A 21927-nucleotide genomic window follows, 5' to 3' on the forward strand; every position below is an offset into this window, starting at 1 on the left:
AGGGCGCCGTTTTTGCTGATGTTTTCGACACGGCCGATTCAAGCCGTAGTGCGAACGGCGGCTCTGGCGACGATGGCAGCATAGAGGCGCTCTCCAACTGTGAAGGCAGTTTGTGGATCAGCAAACGAGGCATTCATCCAGCCGACGGCTTGTCGCGGCTACACGTATCACTCGCGCGAACGCCCGCTTCGACCTGGATGGATGGACTGCTGGATTTAGGCGGCATAAGGCACCGTCTTCCAGGTCAAATCCTGGCGCAACGGTTTCGCCGGTCAGGCCGCCTGCAGGATCCGGATCCCGTGGCGTCCGGTAAGCTCGATCACGCGGTTAATCATGCCAGCGGTCGGCGGGCCGGAGGGCGCGTCCTTGGATGCAGCCTCTTCGAAGAATGCGATCATCTCGTCGTCGACGATCGCCATGAAAATAACCGGCACGGGACCAGCATTGCGATAGCCATGGGGCGCGTTGCCCGGAATGGTGACGACATCACCGGGTTCCACCTCATATTCTTGCGCGACCCCATCGATCATTGTCCATATCGTGAGGGTGCCCTCGAGAATGCGGAAAATTTCCGCGGAAGGATGCGTGTGGGGCGGCGTGCCGCTTCCAGGAGGTACCGTGACGTCGATCACGTTGAGTGCCGTCCCAGCGAGCTTTGCCCGGACAGCGACCTGATCGCCCATCACCCAGAAGCCTTGAACCGAATCGGCCGGATGGACCGTCGCTTTGGTCTTATGCCAAGTCACTTGCTTTTTCCTTTCGAACAGCGCCTTGCTGCGATTTTGCCGCATTGAGCAAGGCGCGAATTGCCCAGGCGGCTGCCTCTCCGGCCTCACGGCCGGTAAGACCCCAGTAGTCTTTCATCGTCTGCCAGGCAGTGGCGCTGAACAGGAGCTGGATCACGGCCTCAAGCTGGCGCGCCGCCTTCGGGTCCATTCCGTTTGCGACTTGCGAAAGGCTGCTCTGAAAGGCACGTTGCCGCTCACCATTGGCTTGCAGGCGCATCTCGCGCCCGGTAGCGCTCGCATGCGAGGCTCTGACTACGCCTTCGATTGCGTCCAACGAGGCGAAAAGGTCGGGAGGAAGATCGATCAGATCCTGCGCCCGCTCAGGCCAGAACCGCACTCCCAGCGAGGCATTGGTGCTGGCCCAAAAGGCTTCCAAAAGCGCTTCCTTCGTCGGGAAATGGCGGAAGATGGTCCGTCGGTTTACGCCCGAAACCTCGGCAACCTCATCGAAGCCAAGGAGGCTGTACGGATTTTGCTCCAGAATCGTTCGAATGGACGCGAGGATGCGCTCGCGCGTGGCCTGCGCCTGCTCTGCCCGCAGCGGGCTCTCGTATTTCTGAGTCATCGTTTGTGAATTCATGTCACTGCTAGTGACACAAACCTTCCCAGTCGTCAATGGACATTGCGAAGGCTACGCACCGGGCCGTTTCCCGCTGCGAGAAGCCAGCTGACGCTCAGCGGCCGGGACCTGGTCGGCTTGCATGGTCAGGCTGGCTGAGGCCGGAAGGGCGCCAATGTCTCCAGGATCGAGAATCCAGCTCTTGTTAGATTGTCGACAATCTGCTTGTCTTGCTTTCGGTTCCCTGGAGCAGCCGAATGGCAAAGCTGGATTTCAGTCCGATCGCGGATACGACACGCAGGGCCGAGATCGTGGGGCTGCTCCGGCGGGCGATCCTGACCGGCCGGTTGGAACCGGGGCAGAAGCTCAACGAACTCAGGATTTCCGAGCAGATGCGGGTGAGCCGCGCGCCGCTGCGCGAGGCGATGCGCGAATTGGTGCAGGAAGGCATCCTGACCAGCATCCCCTACGCCTGAACCTTCGTCATCAACGTCACCGCCAAGGACATCGATGATGCCTATTCGCTCAACAAGGTACTCGACGAATTCGCCATCGCGCGGACCTGGCCGCTTCGCGACCAGCGCTTCTTCGACGAACTCGACCGGCGCCATGCGTCGGTGAAGCAGGCGACGCGCGAACTGGACACCACGCGGCAGATCGAAACGGCGCTGCAACTGCATGGCCTGATCCACGAATGGGCCGACAATTCGGTGCTGCTTGAAACCTGGCAACGGCTGACCAGCCGGCTGCAGATGTATTTCGCCCTGCACCAGCGGGCGCGCAACGAGCCGGTGCCTGCCGAAGACGCCCACGAGACCTATGTGCGGCTGCTCAAGGGCACCGACATGCCCGCCGCCCAGCGCCATGCCAAGGAGCATATCGATTTGGATTTCGAGGAACTGCTCGCCTATGCGCGCGGGCTGGAACAGCGCGGCTCAAAGGGCGCCGGCGCCGATCGTGCCGGCCGACCTAAAGGCGGCTGAGCCCGACAAATTTGACGGACATCCCGGAACACAGACAACGGACAGAAAACGTGCAGATCAAAACCATCAAGGCCTACCATGTCGTGCAGCCCTTCGTGGACGGGCCCTACCGCATGTCGAAGGGGCGTGTCGCCGATGCGTTCGACGCGGTGATCGTCGCCGTTATCGCCGATAGCGGGCTCACCGGCTGGGGCGAGATGGCGCCGCTTGGCAATTTCTATTCGCCTGCCTTCGCCGCCGGCACGCGCGCCGGCGTCATCGAAATCGCGCCGCATCTCATCGGCCATGATCCACGCGGGCTTGCCAGTATCAACAGGCTGATGGACACGGTGTTCAAGGGCCATCCCTACATCAAGTCGGCGCTCGACATGGCATGCTCGGATCTCGCGGCGCGCGCCGCCGACGTGCCGCTGGTCACGTTGCTTGGCGGCCGCGAGAGCGAGACGGCGGAACTCTACAAGGTCGTCACCCACGGCACGGTCGACGCGATGGCCGCGCTCGCCAAGCGCATCGTCGGGGAAGGATTTCACCGGCTGCAGGTCAAGGTCGGCGGCAACGTCCATGACGACATCGAACGCGTCACAGCCGTTGCCGCCGCGGTGCCGAAGGGCACCGTCATCTTCTGCGACGCTAATGCCGGCTGGACCCCTTACCAGGCGCGCCAGTTCGTGGATGCGACGCGCACCATCGACTACACGTTCGAGCAGCCCTGCACGACCATCGACGAATGCCTGTCGGTGCGCCGCTCGCTCGACAAGCCGATGGTGCTCGACGAATCCGTCGCCTCGCTGGACGATATGCTCGACATCCACCGCAAGGGCGCCGCCGACGGGCTGACGCTGAAGATCTCGCGCCTCGGCGGCATTACCAAGACGCGCCAGATCCGCGACCTTGCCGTCGACCTCGGCTTCATGATCACGGTCGAAGACACTGGCGGCGCCGAGATCGACACATCGGCGATGGCGCATCTGTCGCTGTCGACGCCGGAGGAGCGCCGGCTGCACGCCATCGCCTTTCACGAATGGGTGACGGTGCGCACCGCATCCAACATGCCGCCGGTTTCAGGCAGCCGTATGGGCATTCCGGATGGGCCGGGCCTCGGCATCGATGTCGTTCCCGGCCTGCTTGGTGCGCCCTTCTTCGAAATCGGCAGCTGAGCTGCAACAAGGCTGCACCCAATCAAGCTGAATATGCCGCGTCCTTCTGACTGCGGAGGCACGGCCGTGTGGATTGACCGCTCATCCAATCGTCTTCGGCCGATTGCAGAGCGACAATGCCCAATTGCCGGTTGAAATATTTTTCATTTGCAAATAGAAATGTTCAAAACGTTGATTTGGACGCTGCGGCGCGTCAGGAACTGGAGGAAGCGACATGTCCCATCCGCAATTTGCAGCGGAACTTCTGCAGCGCGCTGAACAGCAGGGGCCGATCACCATCGGGCTTGCCGGCGCCGGACAGATGGGCACCGACATCGTCGTCCAGGTCGCGCTGATGCCGGGCATGCGGATCGGCGCCATTTCCGAAGTCAGGCCGCAGGCAGCGATCGACGCGGCGCTGCTCGCTGGCCATGACCGTTCCGACATCGTCCAGGCCGGCAATGCGGCCGCGATCGACCGTGCCATCGAGGCGGGCAAGATCGCGGTGACCGAAGATTTGCATGCGCTGGCGGCGGCCGGCCGGATCGACGTCATCATCGACGCGACGGGCAATCCCAATATCGGCACGCTGTTCGCGCTGGACGTGATGAAGAACGGCAAGCACGTCGTCATGCTCAATGTCGAGGCCGACATCACCATCGGCCGTTTCCTCAAGGACGAAGCGCGTAAAGCTGGCGTCGTCTATACCGGTGCGGCCGGCGACGAGCCGGCCTGCACGCTGGAGATCATCGGCTTTGCCAAGAGCCTCGGCTTCAACATCATCGCCGCCGGCAAGGGCAAGAACAATCCGCTGAAGATCGACGCCATGCCGGCGGACTACGAGAAGGAGGCGGCCGAGCGCAACATGAATGCGCGCATGCTGGTCGAATTCGTCGACGGCTCGAAGACGGCGATCGAGATGGTGGCGATCGCCAATGCGACCGGCCTAGTGCCCGATGTGCCGGGCATGCACGGCCCGACCGCGACGCTGGAGGAGTTGGCCAGCGTGCTTTGCCCGCGCGAGGATGGCGGCGTGCTGCACCGCAAGGGCGTTGTCGATTACTCGATCGGCAAGGGCGTGGCGCCCGGCGTGTTCTGCATCATCGAGACCCGGCATCCGCGTGTGCTGGAGCGCATGATCGACCTCAAGGTCGGCAAAGGCCCCTATTTCACGATCTTCCGGCCCTATCATCTGACCAGCCTGGAAGTGCCGCTGTCGGCGGCGCGCGCCGTGGTCTACAAGCGGGCCGACATGGAGCCGCTCGACCATCCTGTGGCCGAGGCGGTGGCGGTCGCCAAGAGCGATCTTGGCGTTGGCCAGTCGCTCGGCATGATCGGCGAGAACGACTATCGCGGCTTCGCCATGACCTGGGGGGATGCGCGCGCCCGCGGCGCCCTGCCGCTCGGCCTTGCCGAACGCGCCAAGGTGGTCAAGCCGCTCAAGACCGGCGACTTCCTGACCTATGAAAATTGTGTACCCGACGATTCGATGGTGATAACCCAGATCCGCCGCCGTCTCGACCAGTCGGACGGACGGTTCGTTACAAACGCAGCCTGACCCCGCCGGATCTCCGCCTGATGGACGATGTCGTAATCGGGATCGACGCCTCGACCACGGCCGTGAAGGCGATTGCCTTCGCGCGCGACGGCGAGGAGCTGTTCCAGGCGCGCGAGCCGTACCCGCTTTCAAATCCGAAGCCCGGCCATTTCGAGCAGGACGCCGAACAGTGGTGGACGGCGCTGCTTGGCGCATTGAAGCAGGTCACCGAGGCGGTCGGCGCTACGCGCGTGGCGGCGATCTGCATCGCCCATCAGCGAGAGACCTTCACGCTGGTGGACAGCGCCGGCAAAGCACTCATGCCGGCGATCCTGTGGCTCGACGAACGCGCCCGGCCGCAGGTTATCAGGCTTTCAGCCGAACTCGGCCGCGAGGCGATCCGCGACTGGAGCGGCAAGCCGCCGGATCCGACGCCGGCGCTCTACGCCATTGCCTGGCTTGCCGAGCACCAGCCGCAAGTGCTTCGCCAGGCAGCGGCACTGGTCGACGTGCACGGTTTCTTCGTCCAGCGGCTGACCGGGCGATTGGTCACCAGCACCGCAAGTGCGGATCCGCTCGGGCTGCTCGACGTCGAGAAAGGTACCTGGCATCCCCGCCTCGTTGCGGCCGCCGGACTGCAGATGGAGCAATTGCCCGAGCTGGTCGCGCCAGGCGTGGTCTGCGGCAGTCTTTCCGCAAGCATAGCGCAGCTGACCGGCCTGAGGGCCGGCACGCCGGTCGTTGCCGGCGCTGGGGACGGCCAGGCGATGGGCCTCGGCATGGGCGTCTACGGCGAGGGCAAGAGCTATCTCTCGCTCGGCTCCGGCGTGGTCAGCGGCTGCTATTCCGGCAAGGTGAAAACCTCGGACGCCTTTCGCACGCTGGTTTCGCCGACCGGCTCCGGTTTCATGCTGGAGACCGTGCTGCGCTCGGGCATGCAGCTGGTCGACTGGATCGTGCGAACCACCGGTTCGCCCTCGGCGGCAGCGCTGGAGAAAGTGGCGCTGGATGTTGCCGCGGGCAGCGAGGGCCTGCTCATCATGCCCTATTGGGCCGGCGTCATGAGCCCGTATTGGGACGGTGCCGCGCGCGGCGCCATTGTCGGCCTGTCGCTCGATCACCGGCCGGAGCATCTCTTCCGCGCTGTCCTGGAAGGCATCGCCTTCGAGCAGGCCGTCGCCACCGAGGCCATGGAAGCCCAGGCCGGCGGACCGGCGGCGATGATTGCCGCCGGCGGCGGCACCAATTGCGCGCTGCTCATGCAGATCATGGCAAGCGTGCTCGAGCGGCCGCTCTCGGTTTCGCCGGTCAACGAAGCCGCCGCACTCGGCGCTGCCATGCTGGCGGCAGCGGCTGTCGGCTGGTTTGCCTCGCCGGAAGCCGCCGCGCAGGCAATGGCTGCCGCTCCCACCAGGCATGTCGATCCGGTCGACGGGCTTGTCGCCGCCTATCGCAGCCGCAAGGAAATCTACCGCGACCTTTATCAGGCGACGCGCGACATCCACACCCGCCTCAGCGCTCTCGGCGAAATCTAGCGGTTGAGCAGGCCCTTGGCCGCGTCTTCGTCGGTGATCAGAACCGATACCTTGGTGTTGGCGAGCGCAGCCCGCATTACCGCTACCTTTTCGCTGCCTCCCGACACCAGGATGATGCTCGGGATATCCGACAGATCCTGCAGCGGATAGGCGCAGACGCGGCGGTTGACCTCGTGGTCGACCGGGCGGCCCTCGGCGTCGATGAAATGACACAGAATATCGCCGACGGCACCGGCCGCCTGCAGTTCCTCGAGTTCGCTTGGCTTGATGAAGCCGTAATTGGCGATCGGGCTGTCGTTGGAAAACGAGCCGACGCTGAGCACGGCGATGTTTGCCCGGCGTGCACGGAAGACGACGTCCTGAACGCTGCGCTGGCTCATGAAAGCGTCGCGCTGCTCCGGCCTGTCGGCATAGACCGGCACCGGCAGCAGGAAGCACTCCGCACCGATCTTTTCGGCGAAATCCCAGGCGCTTTCTGTCGGGTTAAGCGGCTGGGCATGGGTGAGGCCGCCAAGCATCGAAACTACCGTCGTCCTGGCGATGGGCCGCCGCGGCAATTCATTGATGGCGAATTTCAGTGTCCGCCCCCAGCCCAGTGCGATGACATCGCCGGCATTCACATGGTCGGCCAGGTAGGCGGCGGCGGCGTGGCCGATCATCAGCGGCGCGTTGCTTCGGTCGGCCGCCGACGGCACCACAACAGCCTGGCTGAGCCCGAACCGCTGCTTGAGGCTTTCCTCCAAAATCACGCATTCGACGACGCTGTCGCGGATGCGAAACTGGACGACACCCTCTTCGCGGGCGGCGGAGAGAATGCGATGCACCTTGATGCGGCCGACGCCGAGAATTTCGGAAATCCGCTCCTGTGTAAGACCCTCGACATAATAGTGCCAGGCGGCGCGGGCCTTGAGTTCGGCGTCGGGGAAGCGCGGGGCTCTTTCGTTCTCTACGATCGTCATCTGTTTGCCTTGCCGCAGCCGCCGGCTCTGCTCATGATATTCCAATCCGGCGACTTCGAAATGCCCAAGATTTCGGAGACCTTGCGTAAGGCAAACCGGCGGACAGCGCAAACCCGTCGTCGAATGAAGCGGCAGGCCTTGACAATTTTCCGACGAACAGTTTAGCTGAACAAAATTGCATGTTAAAGATAAATTGTTCACAGGGAGGGGCCTGGTGAACAAAGTGGCCCGGTGATGCAGCGCCGGATTGCTGTGGAGGAGACAAAGTGGCTGTGAGCAACGACGCAAGCAATTTGAAGGCAGGCGAGTTGAAGGCAGGCTCTGGTGCGCAGGCTACGGCGCGCGCAAGGTTTTCGGCTGTCTTTGCCGGAACCATGGGCCCGCTGATCGGGCTGGTTCTGCTGTGCCTGGCGCTCTCGCTAACCACCGACACCTTCCTGACTGTCCGCAACATCCTCAACGTGCTCGACCAGGTCACCGTGCTCGGCATCATGGCGATCGGCATGACGCTGGTCATCCTGATCGGCGGCATCGACCTGTCCGTCGGCTCGGTGCTGGCGCTGGCTTCCATGGTGATGGGCTTCGTCGCCCATCCGGACTATCTCAATCTCGGCCTGCCGGCCGGCATCGCCGCAGCCCTCGTCGTCGCCGGCCTTTGCGGGCTGGTTTCGGGCCTGCTGGTGACGGTCACCAGGCTGCCGCCCTTCATCGCCACGTTGGCGATGATGTCGGTGGCGCGCGGCCTCGCCAACATGATCACCGACGGCTCGCAGATCGTCGGCTTTCCCGACTGGTTCACCAGCCTGTCGATAATCCGCCATTTCGGCTTCCTCTCGGTCACCGTCGGGCTGATGATCGTGCTTGCCGTCATTTTTGCGATCTTCCTGAATTATCGCGCTACCGGCCGTAGCCTGTACGCAATCGGCGGCAGCGCCGAAGTCGCCCGGCTGTCCGGCATACCAGTCAAGTCGCTGACAAACTGGGTCTATGCGATCTGCGCCGTGCTGGCCGGTCTCGCCGGCATCGTGCTTGCCGCCCGGCTCGATTCCGTCCAGCCGAGCTCCGGCCTTGGCTACGAACTCGACACCATCGCGGCGGTGGTGATCGGCGGCGCCAGCCTGTCGGGCGGCGTCGGTTCGATCGGCGGCACAGCCATCGGCGTCCTCATCATCGGCGTGCTGCGCAACGGGCTGAACCTGCTCGGTGTCTCGCCCTTCATCCAGCAAGTGGTTATCGGCGTGGTGATCGCGCTGGCGGTGGCCACCGACACGTGGCGGCGCCGAGCACAATGAAGAATGGGCACAATGAAGAATTGGGCTCAATGAGATTCGCCCCGATATTCGGGCGAAAACGGATCGGTGATCCGAAACTGGGAGTTGTTCGGCCAAGGGGCGCCGCGATGCGCGGGCAGGACAGATTGAACATCAACGGAGGAATAAACATGCTGACCAAACGTTCATTGCTGCTTGCCGCCGCGGCCGTCATCCCGCTGCTTGGCCTGTCCGACATGGCCTCGGCCAAGGAGGCCAAAAAGCTCGGCCTCGCCGTCGCCAATCTGCAGGCCGACTTCTTCAACCAGATCAAGCAGTCCGTCGAAGCCTACGGCAAGGAAAAGGGCATCGAGGTCGTTACCGTCGACGCCAAGGGCGATTCGGCGACCCAGGTCAGCCAGGTGCAGGACCTGATCACGCAGAACATCGATGCGCTGATCTATATTCCAGCCGGCGCCACCGCCGCCACCGTGCCGACCAAGACCGCCAAGGCTGCCGGCATCCCAGTCGTCAATGTCGACCGCAACGCCGATGGCGCGCCCGGCGATACCTTCATCGCAACCAACAGCGTGGCATCGGCCAAGGCGGTTTGCGACTACATCGCCAAGCAGGCCGGCGGCAAGGGCGAGCTGATCATCATCCACGGCCAGAAGGGCACGACGCCCGAGGTCGACCGCTCGAAGGGCTGCGGCGAAGCGCTGAAAGGCTATCCCGACATTAAGGTGGTCGGCGAATTGTGGAGCGAAGGCTGGCATCAGGACGAAGGCTTCAAGCTGACGCAGGATCTGTTGCAGTCGCATCCAGATGTGTCGATCGTCATCGGCCAGGCCGATGCGCTGGCGCTCGGTGCGGCGCAGGCGGTGAGGTCGCCAATCCCGGCCATAAGGTCTGGGTTGCCGGCTTCGACGGCGATGTGGCGGCGCTCAAGGCACTGAAGGACGGCGTCTTCGACGTGACCGCGACGCAGCAAACCCAGGGCATGGGCCGGCTCGCCGTCGACGCAGCAATCAAGCTGGTGGCCGGCGAGACCATTCCCGCCGAACAGCTGCAGGATGCGACGCTGACCACCAAGGACAATGTCGAGCAGTTCATCGCCAAGCATCCCTGATTGAGACCAGTCCGGCAATCGACGAGCGCAACGATGTCCACCGATCCTCGCCACACGCACAGCTCCCATAACGGGCTCGTCGTCAGCGGCCTCTGCAAAAGCTACGGGCCGGTGCAGGTCCTGGCCGATGCGAGCTTCGAGGTGCGGCCGGGCGAGGTCGTGGCGCTGCTTGGCGAAAACGGCGCCGGCAAGTCCACCGTCTCGAACATCATCGCCGGGTCGACCAAACCCGATGCCGGCACCATCACCTGGCGGGGGAACCCTTATTCCCCCGCCAATCCTGCCGCGGCGATCGACGCCGGCATCGGCATGATCCACCAGGAGCTGAAGCTCTTGCCCGATCTGTCGGTCGCCGAAAACGTCTATGTCGGGCGCCTGCCGATGCGTGGCGGCCGCATCGACCGCGCGGCAATGAATGCACGGGCATCGGCCCAATTGAAGCGCCTCGGCCTCGATGTCTCGCCCGAGCGCAAGGTGCGCACGCTGCGTATCGCCGCCCAGCAGCAGGTCGAGATCGCCAAGGCGCTGACGCTCAATGCCGAGCTGCTGATCTTCGACGAACCAACGGCAGCCCTTGGCGGCGAGGAAACGGAGCTCCTGTTCCAGCAAATCCGCAAGCTCAAGGCGGAAGGCATGTCCTTCATCTATATCAGCCACCGGCTGGACGAGATCGCCCAGATCGCCGACCGCGTGGTGGTGATGCGCGACGGGCGCATCGTCGCCCGGCACGAGCGCGCCGACATTCCGGTGCGCACTGTCGTCGAGCAAATGGTCGGCCGCAGTGTCGAGCGGATGTTCCCTACGGTATCGGCGCCGGGCAACGAGACGCTGCTCGAGGTCGAGAACCTGTCCTCGCCGGAACGCAGCTTTCAAAATGTCAGCTTTTCAGTGCGGGCCGGCGAAATCCTCGGCATTGCCGGGCTGATCGGCGCCGGACGCACGGAGCTGGTGCGGGCGATCGCCGGTGCCGATCCGATCTCATCGGGATCGGTGCGCGTCGCCGGCAAGCCGGTGCATCTCAATGGCCCGGCGGCGGCGATCAAGGCCGGCGTCGTCCTGGTACCGGAAGACCGCAAGGCGCAGGGCGTGGTGCTCGACCAGACGATCGGCGAGAACCTGGCGATCGGCAATTTCGACCATGTCGCGCCGAATGGCTGGGTGTTCCCGAAGGCGGTGCAGAAATTCGCCGAGGCCGGCATTCGCCGGCTCGGCGTCAAGGGCCGGCCGAACCAGGCGGTCAGCAAGCTCTCCGGCGGCAACCAGCAGAAAGTGATCATCGCCAAATGGGTGTCGCGCCCGCCCAAGGTATTCATCCTGGACGAGCCGACGCGCGGCATCGACGTCGGTGCACGCGCCGCGATCTATGATGTCATCGCCGACCTTGCCCGCTCCGGCATGGCGGTGGTGGTGGTGAGCTCCGACCTCGAGGAAGTGCTCGGCCTGTCACATCGCGTGCTGGTGCTGAGCCGCGGCCGGCAACGCGGCATTCTCGACCGCAGCGAAGCAAGCAATATCGCCGTGATGGAACTCGCCACGAGCTAGGACGCCCATCGAAACAAAGCGCAGCAGGTGGTATCCTCCCGGGCACCAGACCGCGCGGGGCGCCAGCAACAGAGTTGGCGCCCCTTTATTCCGGAGGACGGCGGTTGGAGCAGAGGGACCGACGATGAAATTATTCGACCTTCATGGTGACGTGGCACTTGTGACAGGCGCCGGCAGCGGCATCGGGCAGGCAATCGCCATTGGGCTGGCCGAAGCCGGCGCCGACATAGCCTGCTTCGGCCACGCCTCGAAAGGCGGGCTGGAGGAGACCGCGCACCGGATCACGGCACTCGGCCGCAAGGCGCTGGTGCTGAACGGCACAGTGACTTCAGAGACCGATCTCGCGGCCGCGATCGAGCGTACGGAGATGGAACTCGGCGCGTTGACCATCGCCGTCAACAATGCCGGCGTCGCCGGAGCTGAGCCGGCAGAGACGCTGTCGCTGGAAAAATGGCAGAAGCTCTATGACGTCAATGTCAGCGGCGTGTTTCTGTCCTGCCAGGCCGAGGCCCGCGCCATGCTGACGCGGCGCAAGGGCTCGATCATCAACATCGCGTCGATGTCGGGCTCGATCGTCAATCGCGGCCTGACCCAGGCGCATTACAATTCGTCGAAGGCCGCGGTGATCCACATGTCGAAAAGCCTCGCCATGGAATGGGCCGATCGCGGCCTGCGCGTCAATGTCGTCAGCCCCGGCTACACGCTGACGCCGATGAACAAGCGGCCGGAGGTCGCCGACCAGGTCAGGATCTTTGAGCGCGACACGCCGATGGGCCGCATGGCGGCGCCGGAAGAGATGGTCGGCCCGACCGTGTTCCTGGCCAGCCGCGCCGCGAGTTTCGTCACCGGCATCGACCTGATCGTCGATGGCGGCTTTGTCTGCTGGTAGGAGAAAAGATGCAGAAGCGATTCCAGGGAAAAACGGCGGTCATCACCGGCGCCAGCGGCGGCATTGGTGCGGCAATAGCCAGGCGCTTCGCGGCGGAAGGTGCCGCGGTCGTCGTCAGCGCCATCGACGCGCGCGCCGAAGAGGTCGCCGCCGATCTCAAGGCTATGGGCGCCAGGGTCGCATCGCTGCGCATGGACGTGACGAAGAAGGACGAAGTCGTCGCCCTCTATGACCTGGCCGAGCAACAGTTCGGCCGCGTCGACATCTCCGTACAGAATGCCGGTGTCATCACAATCGCCAGGATAGAGGCGATGACCGAGGCCGAATGGGACAAGGTGATGGCGGTCAACACCAAGGGCGTGTTCCTGTGCTGCCAGGAGGCGATCGCGCGCATCCGCAAGCACGGCGATGGCGGCCGGCTGATCAACACCGCATCCGGCCAGGCGCGGCAGGGCTTTATCTACACGCCGCATTATGCGGCCTCGAAATTCGGCGTCGTCGGCGTCACCCAGAGCCTGGCCAAGGAAGTGGCCAAGGAGAAGATCACCGTCAACGCGATCTGCCCCGGCATCATCGACACCGATATGTGGGCCTATAACGACGCCGCATGGGGAAAGTTGATGGGCGAGTACAAGCCCGGCGAGTTGATGGCCGAATGGGTGAAGAACATCCCGATGGGCCGCGCCGGCAGCGGCGAAGATGTCTCCGGCCTGGTCAGCTTTCTGGCCAGCGACGATGCAGCCTACATCACCGGCCAGACCATCAATGTCGATGGCGGCCTGATCATGTCGTGAGCGGCGGCGCGCGGGCCAACGTACCATCCACCGGAATCTGAAAGCCGCTTCGCTGCGTTCAGACCGGTCGGCCGGCCCGTGCCAATCCATGCTCCACGAGCCGGTCGATGATTTCGGAATAGCTGACGCCGCTCACCGCCATTGCCTTGGAATACATGCTGATATCGGTGAAGCCGGGGATGGTGTTGATTTCATTGACCAGGAATTGCATGTCCGGTGTCAGGAAAAAGTCGATGCGCGCCATCCCGTCACAGCCGACGGCTCTGAAAGCCCTTGCGGCCACGTCCCGCATGGCTGCCTCGACCTCCGGCGGCAGTTCGGCCGGCACTTTAAGTGCCGCGCCGTTCTCGTCGATGTATTTGGCATCGTAGCTGTAGAAATCGTGGCTTTCGGCCGGCACGATCTCGCCTGGCCGCGAGACGAACAGGTCGCCTGCCGGGTCCTCCAACACGCTATATTCGATCTCGCGCCCACGAATGAATTCCTCGGCCAACAGCTTGCAATCGTGCCGGAAGGCTTCAGCAAGCGCTCCATCGAATTCCTGGCTGGCATGGACTTTTCCGACGCCGACAGACGATCCCTGACGCGCCGGTTTGATGAAGAACGGCAGGCCGAGTTCGCTTTCCAGTGCAGCGAGGGCGGGCGCCGCACCTTCATGGATCGTCACTGAGCGCGCGATTGGCAGCCCCGCCGCTTCCAGGAGCCGTTTGGCGATGTCCTTGTCCAGCGCGGTTGCCGAACCCAGGATGCCGCAGCCGGCGAGCGGCACCCGAGCCACCTCGGCCACCCCCTGTACCGAGCCGTCTTCGCCATGAGGGCCGTGCAGGACGGGAAACAGGATGTCGATCTTCGGCAGATCATAGGGCGTGCCGTCGGCCGGGATCGCCATCATCCGTCCGCGCCCACCCGGAACCAGGCAAACTTCCAAACCGCCCGCAGGCTTTGCGAGCGTACCATCCTGGAAGCTGCTCAGCAGCCACTGTCCTTCGCTCGTGACGAAGATTGGGAGGGCATCGTATTTGGCGGACAGCAGCGCACGCATGACATTGGTTGCTGAAAGCACCGAAACGTCATGTTCGGCGGAACGTCCGCCAAAGAGCACGGCAATTCGCAGTCTGTTCAAGGAAGAGGTCATGAAAGCCTCGGATACGATCTGGTGTTGAAAGGTCACAAGCCGAAGGCGATCCCGCGTTTGGCGAAGAAGTAAGGCATTTTGGTCTGCTGCATTGTATCGGTACCCTGTCCTTGCGGCTTGCACACGGGATGACCGGCAATCTTGGCTTTTTTCAAACTCATCTACGGGTCCCGCAGAAAGACGGGCCGTGAAATTGGCACCGGCGTTAATCGTTGCGCGACGTGAACGTTGGTATATATAATTTCATCCCATGAAAGTGGCTCTGGGCGAGTTGCCGAGCCGACAGCCGAGATCATGGGACTTTGATGGTTTGCCCCTCAAGACCGGCGATCGATCCGTGGATGACTGCTTCGGCAGCAATCCTTCGGCAGTCATGACGCGGCCGGTCCCGCCACATCTTCACCAATTTGGGCACCATCCCCGTTTTGCGCCGGCATCCGCTTCGGCAGCATTGTGGCGCCTACGGCCTTGCGCAACGACAAGCTTTTCCAACACAATCAAAAAAGACGCAAGAAGGGAACGAACGATAACGTCCACCAGAGCTTGACAGGAGAACAAGCATGTCACTTCGGAGCATGATTTCGAATTTCTCAATGGGAGCCTTAACACTTGCCGCAGCCGCACTGACATCTTCGGCCTATGCGGCAGCGCCGGAATCCAACGACCCGATCAAGATCGCACTGTTCGATTGGACCAGCGTCAATCTGAACGCCAAGATCCTCGGCGGCATCCTCGAAAAGCTCGGCTATACCGTCGAGTATCCGACCGCCGACTATCTCTCCAGCCTGACCACCGGCCTGACCAATGGCGACATCGATGTCGGCCTGGAATTCTGGGACACGACGGCCGGCGAGGCGATGAAGGCCTCGGACGCGACGGGCCAGACCGAACGCCTCGGCAAGCTCGGACCCAAGGCCAAGGAAGAATGGTGGTTTCCCGAATATATGAAAGAGAAATGCCCCGGCCTGCCGAACTGGGAAGCGCTGAAAGACCCGAAATGCGCCGAGGCCTTCTCGACGGCCGAAACCGCGCCGAAGGGGCGTTATCTCGGCGGACCCGTGACATGGGAAGGCTTTGACGACGAACGCGTCGAGGCGCTGAAACTGCCCTTCACCGTCATCCATGCCGGTACCGATGCGGCGATGTTCGCCGAACTGGACTCGGCCTATCAGCGCAAGGCGCCGATCATGCTGTGGATCTATTCGCCGCATTGGGCGCCGGCCAAATACAAGGGCGAATGGGTCGAATTCCCCGATTATACGACAGAGTGCTACACCGACCCGAAATGGGGCGTGAACCCCGACGCGAAATATGACTGCGGCAAGCCGCATGGCGAGATCTGGAAATATTCCTGGGCCGGCATGAAGGACAAATGGCCGGTCGCCTACAAGGTCGCGAAAAACTACACGGTCGATACCGACGAGCTCAACAAGATGAGCGGCGAGATCGATCTCGAAGGCAAGACGCCGGAAGACGTCGCCGCCGCCTGGATCGCCGCCCACGAAGCCGACTGGAAAGCCTGGGCCGAGTGACCGTCTGACTGGAAATCCGACGACCCGGCCATCCGTGGCCGGGTCTCGATCCCGTGTTCCAGAAGGACGATCGCATGACCGATACGATTGAACAGGCGGCGAAAGCGGGCAACGATGCCCGCCCGACAAAGCTTGCCTGTCGCAATGTCTGGAAGCTGTTCGGGGCGGACGCGGCCGATTTCATCCGCCGGCGCGACGGCAAGGCCAGCCTGGCGGACATCGCCGCTGCCGGACTGGTTGGCGCGGTGCGCGCCGTCGATCTCGAAATCCGCCAGGGCGAGATCTTCATCATCATGGGACTTTCGGGGTCCGGCAAGTCGACGCTGGTGCGCTGCATGTCGCGGCTGATCGAGCCGACCCACGGCAAGGTCGAGTTTGAAGGCAAGGACCTGCTCAAGATTTCCGATGCCGCGCTGATCGAGCTGCGACGCCATCGCATGGGCATGGTGTTCCAGAATTTTGCCTTGCTGCCGCATCTCAACGTACTGGAGAACATCGCCTTTCCCTTGGGCATCCAGGGGCAGGACCGGCCGACGCGCGAGAAGCGGGCCCGTGAAGTCATCGAGCTGGTCGGCTTGCGCGGTCGCGAGCATTTCTATCCGCGCGAGCTTTCCGGCGGCCAGCAGCAGCGTGTCGGCATCGCCCGCAGCCTCGCCACGAAGCCGGAAATCTGGTTCCTCGACGAGCCGTTCTCGGCCCTCGATCCGCTGATCCGCCGTGAGATGCAGGACGAGCTGATGCGGCTGCAGACCATGCTGCACAAGACCATCGTCTTCATCACCCATGATTTCGACGAGGCCATCCGGCTGGCCGACCGGATCGCCATCATGAAGGACGGCGAGGTTATCCAGATCGGCACGCCGGAAGAACTGGTGGTCAATCCGGCGACCGACTATGTCGCCGAATTCACCCGCGATGTCGATCGCGCCAAGGTGATATCGGCGCGCAGCCTGATGCGCGCCTGCGACGGCGCCGAGTACGGCGGCACGGTCGCGCCGGATGCCAAGATATCAAGTTTTTCGGCTGATATCGTCTCTGCCGGTAAGCCTTTCGCGGTGGTCAACGGCACCGGCAAGCCGATCGGCTTAGTCACGCCGCAGGCGGTGATCGATCTTCTCGCCGGCATAGAACGTCGTGGGGCCGGCGCATGACGGTCACGGCAAGCGCCAGCGCAGCGAGGCCCCGGCCGGTTCAGACCTGGCTGGCGATCTGGGCCTGCGCGCTCGCCGCCGTGCTTATTGTCTTCCTGCTGCAGGAAAGCCTGCCCTGGGCGGTCAATTACCCGGCCGGCGCGATCGTTCCTGTCGCAGACTGGGTCGGTGCGCTGATGAACTGGGTGAAGTCGAACTTCTCCTGGTTGACCCGCTCGATCACCGCGGTGCTCGGCGTGCCGCTCGATTTCGCGCTCGGTCTTCTGGCCAAGAATTTCAAGATCGGCCATGGCGCGGATATGATCGTCTTGCCGCGCCTGTCCTGGGTCGGCGTCTGCGCTGCCGCCTACCTTGCCGGACGCGCCGCCGGCGGCTGGAAGCTGGGTGCGCTGGCCGGCGGCTGTTTTCTCTACATCGCGCTGTTCGGGCAGTGGACCAGCGCCATGCTGACGCTGGGCTTGATCTCGATCGCCGTGCCGTTTTGCATTGTCACCGGGCTGTTCGCCGGCATCTGGGCATGGCGCAAGCCTTGGGCGGAGAGGTTGATGATCTCCCCTGCCCTCGATCTGATGCAGACGATCCCGACCTTCGCCTATCTGATCCCGATGCTGCTTCTGTTCGGCAACAGCCCGGTCTCGGCAATGATCGCGACGGCAATTTTCGCGACGCCGCCAATGGTGCGGGCGACGATGCTCGGCCTGTCGCGGGTGCCGTCGGAGATCGACGATTTCAGCGAGATGGCCGGCTGCACGGCACGGCAGAAACTGTGGCGGGTGCTGTTGCCGTCGGCGCGGCCGACATTGATGGTTGGCGTCAACCAAGTCATCATGCTGGCGCTCAATATGGTGATCATCGCCTCGATGATCGGTGCCGGTGGGCTCGGCTATGACGTGCTTTTGGCGTTGCGCGCGCTCAAGGTCGGCGAGGCGATGGAAGCTGGCCTGGCCATCGTCGCACTGGCAATTGCACTCGACCGGCTGAGCCAGGCGATCGCGCACAATCACGCCAAGGGCAATGTCCGCCACCAGGCCAGCACCAGTTTCTGGCGGCGCTATCCCAATCTGGCGCTGGCTGTTGCCATCCTCGCCGTCGCCACGCTGCTCGGCCTGTTCGTGCCGGCGTTCGCCGCGGTGCCGAAAGCGATCACCTTCACCACCGCGCCTTTGTGGAAGGCGGCGGTGAACTGGATCACCATCAACTTCTTCGACACTATCGAAGCGTTCCGCGTGGCGCTTATCCTCAACGTGCTGAACCCGGTGCGCGCCTTCTGCGAGGGTTTTCCGTGGCTGGGCGCGGTGTGTCTCCTCGGCCTTGCCGGCTACCAGCTCGGCGGCTTGCGCCTCGCCGCCCTGGTCGCGGCTTTGACAGCGTTCTGCGCCGTCACCGGACTTTGGGAAAAGACCATGGCGACGGTCTATTTGTGCGGCATCTCGGCCTTTATCGCCTGCCTGATCGGCATCCCGATCGGGCTGATGGCATCGCGCAGCGACCGCTTCGAAAAGACCGTCACTCCGGTCATCGACACGCTGCAGGTGCTGCCGTCGTTCTGCTTCATCATTCCGGTGGTGATGCTGTTCAGGGTCGGCGACGTCACCGCGATGATCGCCACCGTCGCCTTCGCCGTGGTGCCGGCGATCCGCTACACCAATCACGGCATTCGACAGGTGCCGCCGGCGCTGATCGAAGCGGCGAAGGTTTCGGGCTGCACCAGGCGCCAGACCTTCTTTCGCGTGCAGCTGCCGCTGGCGTTGCCCGAGATCATGCTCGGCGTCAACCAGACCATCCTGATGGCGCTGGCGATGATCATCATCTGCGCCATGGTCGGCACGCGCGATCTCGGCCAGGAGGTGTTCATCGCCCTGTCCAAGGCCGATTCCGGTCGCGGCATCGTCGCCGGCCTGGCCATCGCCTTCATCGGCATCGTCGCAGACCGGCTGTTCAACGCCTGGACGGCGAAGGCTCGGGCAAGGCTGGGATAGTCCGGAATAGGACGGCCTCGGGAAACTGCCGCCAAGCGCGCCGTTAACGAGGCACCGATCCCTACGCCTAAAGACATAGCCATTCGGGATTATTGCTCGTTTTTGCCTCACATCGTACGGCTGTGATGGGACGGGTAGGCTCAACAGGAGAGCGGATAATGTCTAAACGCGTTCCCTTTACTACCGGTGATCTAGCAGATCATCAGCGGGGTATCGATGACGCCCTCACAGGCGATCCGAATACGAATATCTTGACCGGCGACGCTGGCGGCAGCCTGCTCGATTTCTCAAGAGGCGGCAACGACACCTTTACGGAAACCGCACCGTCGACCTACACCTTCTACGGTGACGCGGCTCGGAGCTTGTTCAATTTTGCTCGGGGCGGTGACGATACCTTCACCACGGGGCTGTCATCCTCCACCACCACTGCCTTTGGTGACGCGGGCGACGATATGTCGGACCATAGCAGGGGCGGCAACGATACCTTCAACAGTGGAGTGGCAAGGCAGGTAGTCGATACCTTCTATGGTGACGCCGGCGGCAAGATGTTCGGCTATGCCCGGGGCGGGGATGACACTTTCCTGACCCAAACCAAACAAGGAACTGCCCACACCTTCTACGGTGATGCGGGCGGCGAAATGTCGGACCACAGCAAGGGCGGCAACGACACCTTCCAGGGTTCCCAACAGGCCACCAACACTTTCTTCGGTGACGCCGCCACCAACATGTCCGGCAATGCCCAAGGCGGCGACGACAGCTTTACGAGCCGGACCGACTCCGTCAATATTTTCTACGGTGATGCCGGCGGCGATATGTCAGGCCACAGCAAGGGTGGCAACGACACCTTCACGAGCAGCTTCTTTTCCACCAACACTTTCTTCGGCGATGCCGGCGGCAACATGTATGACCACGCTCAGGGCGGCGACGACCATTACACGGACACGGGTGGGGCGCTTCTGAGCAAAACTCTCTATGGCGATGCGGGCGGTGATCTTTCCGGTTTCGCCGAGGGCGGCAACGACAACTTCACGAGCGCTGGTGGGTCCCAGATAAGTTTCTACGGTGACGCGGGCGCCAACATGTCCGACCACTCTCGCGGTGGCGACGACACGGCCGTGCTGCAAGGCACTCATAATTTAGGGTATGGCGATGCGGTCACGATGCTCGGCAGCGCTGTGGGCGGCAATGATTCCCTGACTGGTGGCGACAGGAACTCCGGTCCGGATGTTCTAAGCGAGTTGTACGGCGACGCCCTCGCTATGTCCGGTTCCGCCAGGGGCGGCAACGACATTCTTACCGGGGGCCACAACAGCGAAAGCGGCCAGGTCCGCAACTTCCTGTGCGGCGACGCTCTACAAATGTCCGGTTCGGCTCTGGGCGGAAACGATACCCTGTATGCCGGGAGCGCAGCACCCGGCTGCACCGTCATCAACGACATGTGGGGTGACGGGCAACTGAGCGAACTGGCTCAGGGCGGCAGAGATCAATTCATATTCAAGGACGATGGTTCAATGACGGTCGGAACCCAAAACGCCATCTACGACTTCAGCCAGACCCAAGGCGACACCATTGTATTTAGTGGCGTGGAGGGCGTGCAATCGTTCGATGATCTCACAATTGCGCAAAGTGGAACCGACACCATCATTACCGCAGGAGTCGATCAAGTTACTCTCGCAAACTTTACAAGCCCGCTGACGACGAGTGACTTTTTGTTTGTCTGAAAGCGAAGCTCTTATCGCATTCGAAGAGGGGGAATGGGTGAGAATTCGTTGAGCATCGTCGCGCGGCCGGTCGCCCCAATAATGCTCGACCGGCCGATCGACAATCCCAGCCGCAAGTATGGATCAGGCGGCCAGGAATCTCTCGGTCAAACGAGCCCAGAGCGCTGCGCCGACGGTCAGATTGCCGTCGTTGAAATCATATTTCGAGCTGTGCAGGATGGCTGAATCCTCGCCGTTTCCAAGGCGCAGGAAGCAACCGGGTTTGTGTTCGAGGAAATAAGAAAAATCTTCGCTGCCGGGGATCAACGGGCAGACGGACACCTTGTCCTGACCGACGAGTTCGACAGCGATGTCTGTCGCAAAGGACGTCTCGCGCTCGGAATTGACCACCACCGGGTAGCCGCGCTGGTAATCGATCTCGACCGTTGCGCCATGCGCCTGCGCCACAAGTGCTGCGATATTGCGAATACGCTGCTCGAGCGTGTCGCGGATCTCGGCCGAGAAGGAGCGGACGCTCAGCGTGATTTCGGCGTGTTCCGGGATGACGTTGGAGACCGTGCCTCCGTGAATCGTGCCGACGGTGACGACAGCCGTCTCGATCGGGTTGACGTTGCGCGACACAACCGTCTGCAGGGTCATGACGATGTTGGCGGCAGCGACGATCGGGTCGACCGTCAGGTGCGGACGCGAGGCGTGGCCGCCACGCCCGGCGATCCTGATGGTGACGGTATCGCTCGCCGCCATCAGCGGCCCGGCGCGCATCAGGAACGAACCCGTCGGCGCGCCCGGGTGGTTGTGCAGCCCGAATATCGCATCGCAGGGAAAGCGCTCGAACAGGCCGTCGGCGATCATCGCCTGCGCCCCGCTTCCCTTGCCGGCTTCCTCGGCCGGCTGGAAGATAAGGTTCACCGTGCCGTTGAAATGCCGTGTGCGCGCCAGGTATTCGGCGGCACCGAGCAGCATCGTGGTGTGGCCGTCATGACCGCAGGCGTGCATCTTGCCGCTGGCCTGGCTGGCATAAGGGAGATTGGTAGCTTCGGTGATCGGCAGGGCGTCCATGTCGGCACGGATGGCGATGCTGCGGCCGCTGCCCTGGCGCAGGCGACCGACGACGCCGAGCCCGCCGACATTGCGCGTCACCTCATAGCCCCAGCTTTCGAGCCGTTCGGCAACGTATGCAGCCGTTTCGTGCTCCTGGAATGAAAGCTCGGGATGCGCGTGCAGGTGCTGGCGGGCCGCTGCAAGCTCGGCGGCCTTGTCGGCGAAGTCGGAAATATCGGCGAACTGGTTGGAGGTCTTTGGCATGGG

17 protein-coding genes and 2 pseudogenes are annotated in these 21927 nt (G+C 63.0%); 13 read left to right on the forward strand and 6 right to left on the reverse strand.

The annotated features are described in order from the left end of the window. Positions 1 to 272: 272 nt before the first annotated feature. The gene (locus NKI97_RS15645; protein WP_352590118.1) at positions 273 to 746 is read right to left on the reverse strand and encodes a cupin domain-containing protein; all 474 of its coding nucleotides are present in this window, start codon (positions 744 to 746) and stop codon (positions 273 to 275) included. Further along, complete coding sequence (locus tag NKI97_RS15650) at positions 733 to 1368, reverse strand: TetR/AcrR family transcriptional regulator (RefSeq protein ID WP_352835154.1); 636 nt, start codon at positions 1366 to 1368, stop codon at positions 733 to 735. Before NKI97_RS15650 ends, NKI97_RS15645 begins: the two co-directional genes overlap by 14 nt. 236 nt (positions 1369 to 1604) lie before the next feature. On the opposite strand from NKI97_RS15650, the pseudogene NKI97_RS15655 reads away from it, so the two are divergent. From NKI97_RS15655 to NKI97_RS15670, 4 genes and pseudogenes are all read left to right on the forward strand, one after another. Further along, positions 1605 to 2330, forward strand: a pseudogene (locus NKI97_RS15655) (GntR family transcriptional regulator). Between the two features lie 50 nt (positions 2331 to 2380). Further along, a complete protein-coding gene (locus tag NKI97_RS15660; RefSeq protein ID WP_352835157.1) occupies positions 2381 to 3487 on the forward strand; it encodes a mandelate racemase/muconate lactonizing enzyme family protein in 1107 nt (368 codons plus the stop codon). 214 nt (positions 3488 to 3701) lie between these two features. Further along, positions 3702 to 5024 (forward strand): NAD(P)H-dependent oxidoreductase, encoded by a 1323-nt coding sequence (locus NKI97_RS15665; RefSeq protein ID WP_352835160.1) that lies wholly within the window; start codon positions 3702 to 3704, stop codon positions 5022 to 5024. Between the two features lie 20 nt (positions 5025 to 5044). Further along, positions 5045 to 6538 carry a xylulokinase gene (locus tag NKI97_RS15670; protein ID WP_352835163.1) on the forward strand — a complete coding sequence of 498 codons (1494 nt, stop codon included), beginning with the start codon at positions 5045 to 5047 and terminating at the stop codon, positions 6536 to 6538. On the opposite strand, the gene NKI97_RS15675 is transcribed toward NKI97_RS15670, so the two are convergent. Beyond that, complete coding sequence (locus tag NKI97_RS15675) at positions 6535 to 7497, reverse strand: sugar-binding transcriptional regulator (RefSeq protein WP_352473400.1); 963 nt, start codon at positions 7495 to 7497, stop codon at positions 6535 to 6537. The two genes, NKI97_RS15670 and NKI97_RS15675, sit on opposite strands and share 4 nt — an antisense overlap. A gap of 308 nt (positions 7498 to 7805) precedes the next feature. Here NKI97_RS15675 and NKI97_RS15680 point away from each other — a divergent pair, with 308 nt between their 5' ends. The 5 genes and pseudogenes from NKI97_RS15680 to NKI97_RS15700 all read left to right on the forward strand — a co-directional run bounded on the left by NKI97_RS15680 (position 7806) and on the right by NKI97_RS15700 (position 13101). Beyond that, entirely contained in the window at positions 7806 to 8789 is a 984-nt protein-coding gene (locus NKI97_RS15680) for an ABC transporter permease (RefSeq protein WP_502907106.1), read from the forward strand. 149 nt (positions 8790 to 8938) lie between these two features. Beyond that, positions 8939 to 9876, forward strand: a pseudogene (locus tag NKI97_RS15685) (sugar ABC transporter substrate-binding protein). A 33-nt stretch (positions 9877 to 9909) separates the two neighbouring features. Then, positions 9910 to 11418 carry a sugar ABC transporter ATP-binding protein gene (locus NKI97_RS15690; RefSeq protein ID WP_352821846.1) on the forward strand — a complete coding sequence of 503 codons (1509 nt, stop codon included), beginning with the start codon at positions 9910 to 9912 and terminating at the stop codon, positions 11416 to 11418. A 124-nt stretch (positions 11419 to 11542) separates the two neighbouring features. Beyond that, on the forward strand, positions 11543 to 12307 hold the full coding sequence (locus NKI97_RS15695) for an SDR family oxidoreductase (protein WP_352835169.1): 765 nt from the start codon (positions 11543 to 11545) through the stop codon (positions 12305 to 12307). 8 nt (positions 12308 to 12315) lie between these two features. Further along, positions 12316 to 13101: a glucose 1-dehydrogenase gene (locus NKI97_RS15700; RefSeq protein ID WP_352835171.1), complete on the forward strand. Its 786-nt coding sequence runs from the start codon at positions 12316 to 12318 to the stop codon at positions 13099 to 13101. Positions 13102 to 13159: 58 nt separating this feature from the next. On the opposite strand, the gene NKI97_RS15705 is transcribed toward NKI97_RS15700, so the two are convergent. After that, positions 13160 to 14236 carry a D-alanine--D-alanine ligase family protein gene (locus NKI97_RS15705; protein WP_352743558.1) on the reverse strand — a complete coding sequence of 359 codons (1077 nt, stop codon included), beginning with the start codon at positions 14234 to 14236 and terminating at the stop codon, positions 13160 to 13162. A 32-nt stretch (positions 14237 to 14268) separates the two neighbouring features. Next, complete coding sequence (locus NKI97_RS15710) at positions 14269 to 14397, reverse strand: hypothetical protein (RefSeq protein WP_352835173.1); 129 nt, start codon at positions 14395 to 14397, stop codon at positions 14269 to 14271. Positions 14398 to 14796: 399 nt separating this feature from the next. Here NKI97_RS15710 and NKI97_RS15715 point away from each other — a divergent pair, with 399 nt between their 5' ends. The 4 genes from NKI97_RS15715 (at position 14797) to NKI97_RS15730 (ending at position 20619) form a co-directional block, all read left to right on the forward strand. Beyond that, positions 14797 to 15768: an ABC transporter substrate-binding protein gene (locus NKI97_RS15715; protein WP_352473408.1), complete on the forward strand. Its 972-nt coding sequence runs from the start codon at positions 14797 to 14799 to the stop codon at positions 15766 to 15768. Positions 15769 to 15842: 74 nt separating this feature from the next. Next, on the forward strand, positions 15843 to 16919 hold the full coding sequence (locus NKI97_RS15720; protein WP_352743458.1) for a quaternary amine ABC transporter ATP-binding protein: 1077 nt from the start codon (positions 15843 to 15845) through the stop codon (positions 16917 to 16919). Further along, on the forward strand, positions 16916 to 18898 hold the full coding sequence (locus NKI97_RS15725; RefSeq protein ID WP_352835176.1) for an ABC transporter permease: 1983 nt from the start codon (positions 16916 to 16918) through the stop codon (positions 18896 to 18898). The genes NKI97_RS15720 and NKI97_RS15725 overlap by 4 nt, the downstream gene beginning before the upstream one ends. A gap of 158 nt (positions 18899 to 19056) precedes the next feature. Beyond that, positions 19057 to 20619, forward strand: a complete 1563-nt coding sequence (locus NKI97_RS15730; protein ID WP_352835179.1) for a hypothetical protein — start codon at positions 19057 to 19059, stop codon at positions 20617 to 20619. 123 nt (positions 20620 to 20742) lie between these two features. Here NKI97_RS15730 and NKI97_RS15735 read toward each other — a convergent pair whose 3' ends face one another. Continuing rightward, on the reverse strand, positions 20743 to 21924 hold the full coding sequence (locus tag NKI97_RS15735; protein WP_352835181.1) for a M20 aminoacylase family protein: 1182 nt from the start codon (positions 21922 to 21924) through the stop codon (positions 20743 to 20745). Positions 21925 to 21927: the final 3 nt, after the last annotated feature.

The organism is Mesorhizobium sp. M0296, from assembly GCF_040321675.1.
Lineage (GTDB): Bacteria > Pseudomonadota > Alphaproteobacteria > Rhizobiales > Rhizobiaceae > Mesorhizobium.

Bases quoted from the DNA above. Each gene is read 5' to 3' on its own strand.
- NKI97_RS15720 (WP_352743458.1), top strand. From the start codon at position 15,843: ATGACCGATACGATTGAACAGGCGGCGAAAGCGGGCAACGATGCCCGC.
- NKI97_RS15705 (WP_352743558.1), bottom strand. From the start codon at position 14,236: ATGACCTCTTCCTTGAACAGACTGCGAATTGCCGTGCTCTTTGGCGGA.
- NKI97_RS15735 (WP_352835181.1), bottom strand. From the start codon at position 21,924: ATGCCAAAGACCTCCAACCAGTTCGCCGATATTTCCGACTTCGCCGAC.
- NKI97_RS15675 (WP_352473400.1), bottom strand. From the start codon at position 7,497: ATGACGATCGTAGAGAACGAAAGAGCCCCGCGCTTCCCCGACGCCGAA.
- NKI97_RS15665 (WP_352835160.1), top strand. From the start codon at position 3,702: ATGTCCCATCCGCAATTTGCAGCGGAACTTCTGCAGCGCGCTGAACAG.
- NKI97_RS15725 (WP_352835176.1), top strand. From the start codon at position 16,916: ATGACGGTCACGGCAAGCGCCAGCGCAGCGAGGCCCCGGCCGGTTCAG.
- NKI97_RS15715 (WP_352473408.1), top strand. From the start codon at position 14,797: ATGTCACTTCGGAGCATGATTTCGAATTTCTCAATGGGAGCCTTAACA.
- NKI97_RS15670 (WP_352835163.1), top strand. From the start codon at position 5,045: ATGGACGATGTCGTAATCGGGATCGACGCCTCGACCACGGCCGTGAAG.
- NKI97_RS15690 (WP_352821846.1), top strand. From the start codon at position 9,910: ATGTCCACCGATCCTCGCCACACGCACAGCTCCCATAACGGGCTCGTC.
- NKI97_RS15695 (WP_352835169.1), top strand. From the start codon at position 11,543: ATGAAATTATTCGACCTTCATGGTGACGTGGCACTTGTGACAGGCGCC.
- NKI97_RS15710 (WP_352835173.1), bottom strand. From the start codon at position 14,397: ATGAGTTTGAAAAAAGCCAAGATTGCCGGTCATCCCGTGTGCAAGCCG.
- NKI97_RS15650 (WP_352835154.1), bottom strand. From the start codon at position 1,368: ATGAATTCACAAACGATGACTCAGAAATACGAGAGCCCGCTGCGGGCA.
- NKI97_RS15730 (WP_352835179.1), top strand. From the start codon at position 19,057: ATGTCTAAACGCGTTCCCTTTACTACCGGTGATCTAGCAGATCATCAG.
- NKI97_RS15700 (WP_352835171.1), top strand. From the start codon at position 12,316: ATGCAGAAGCGATTCCAGGGAAAAACGGCGGTCATCACCGGCGCCAGC.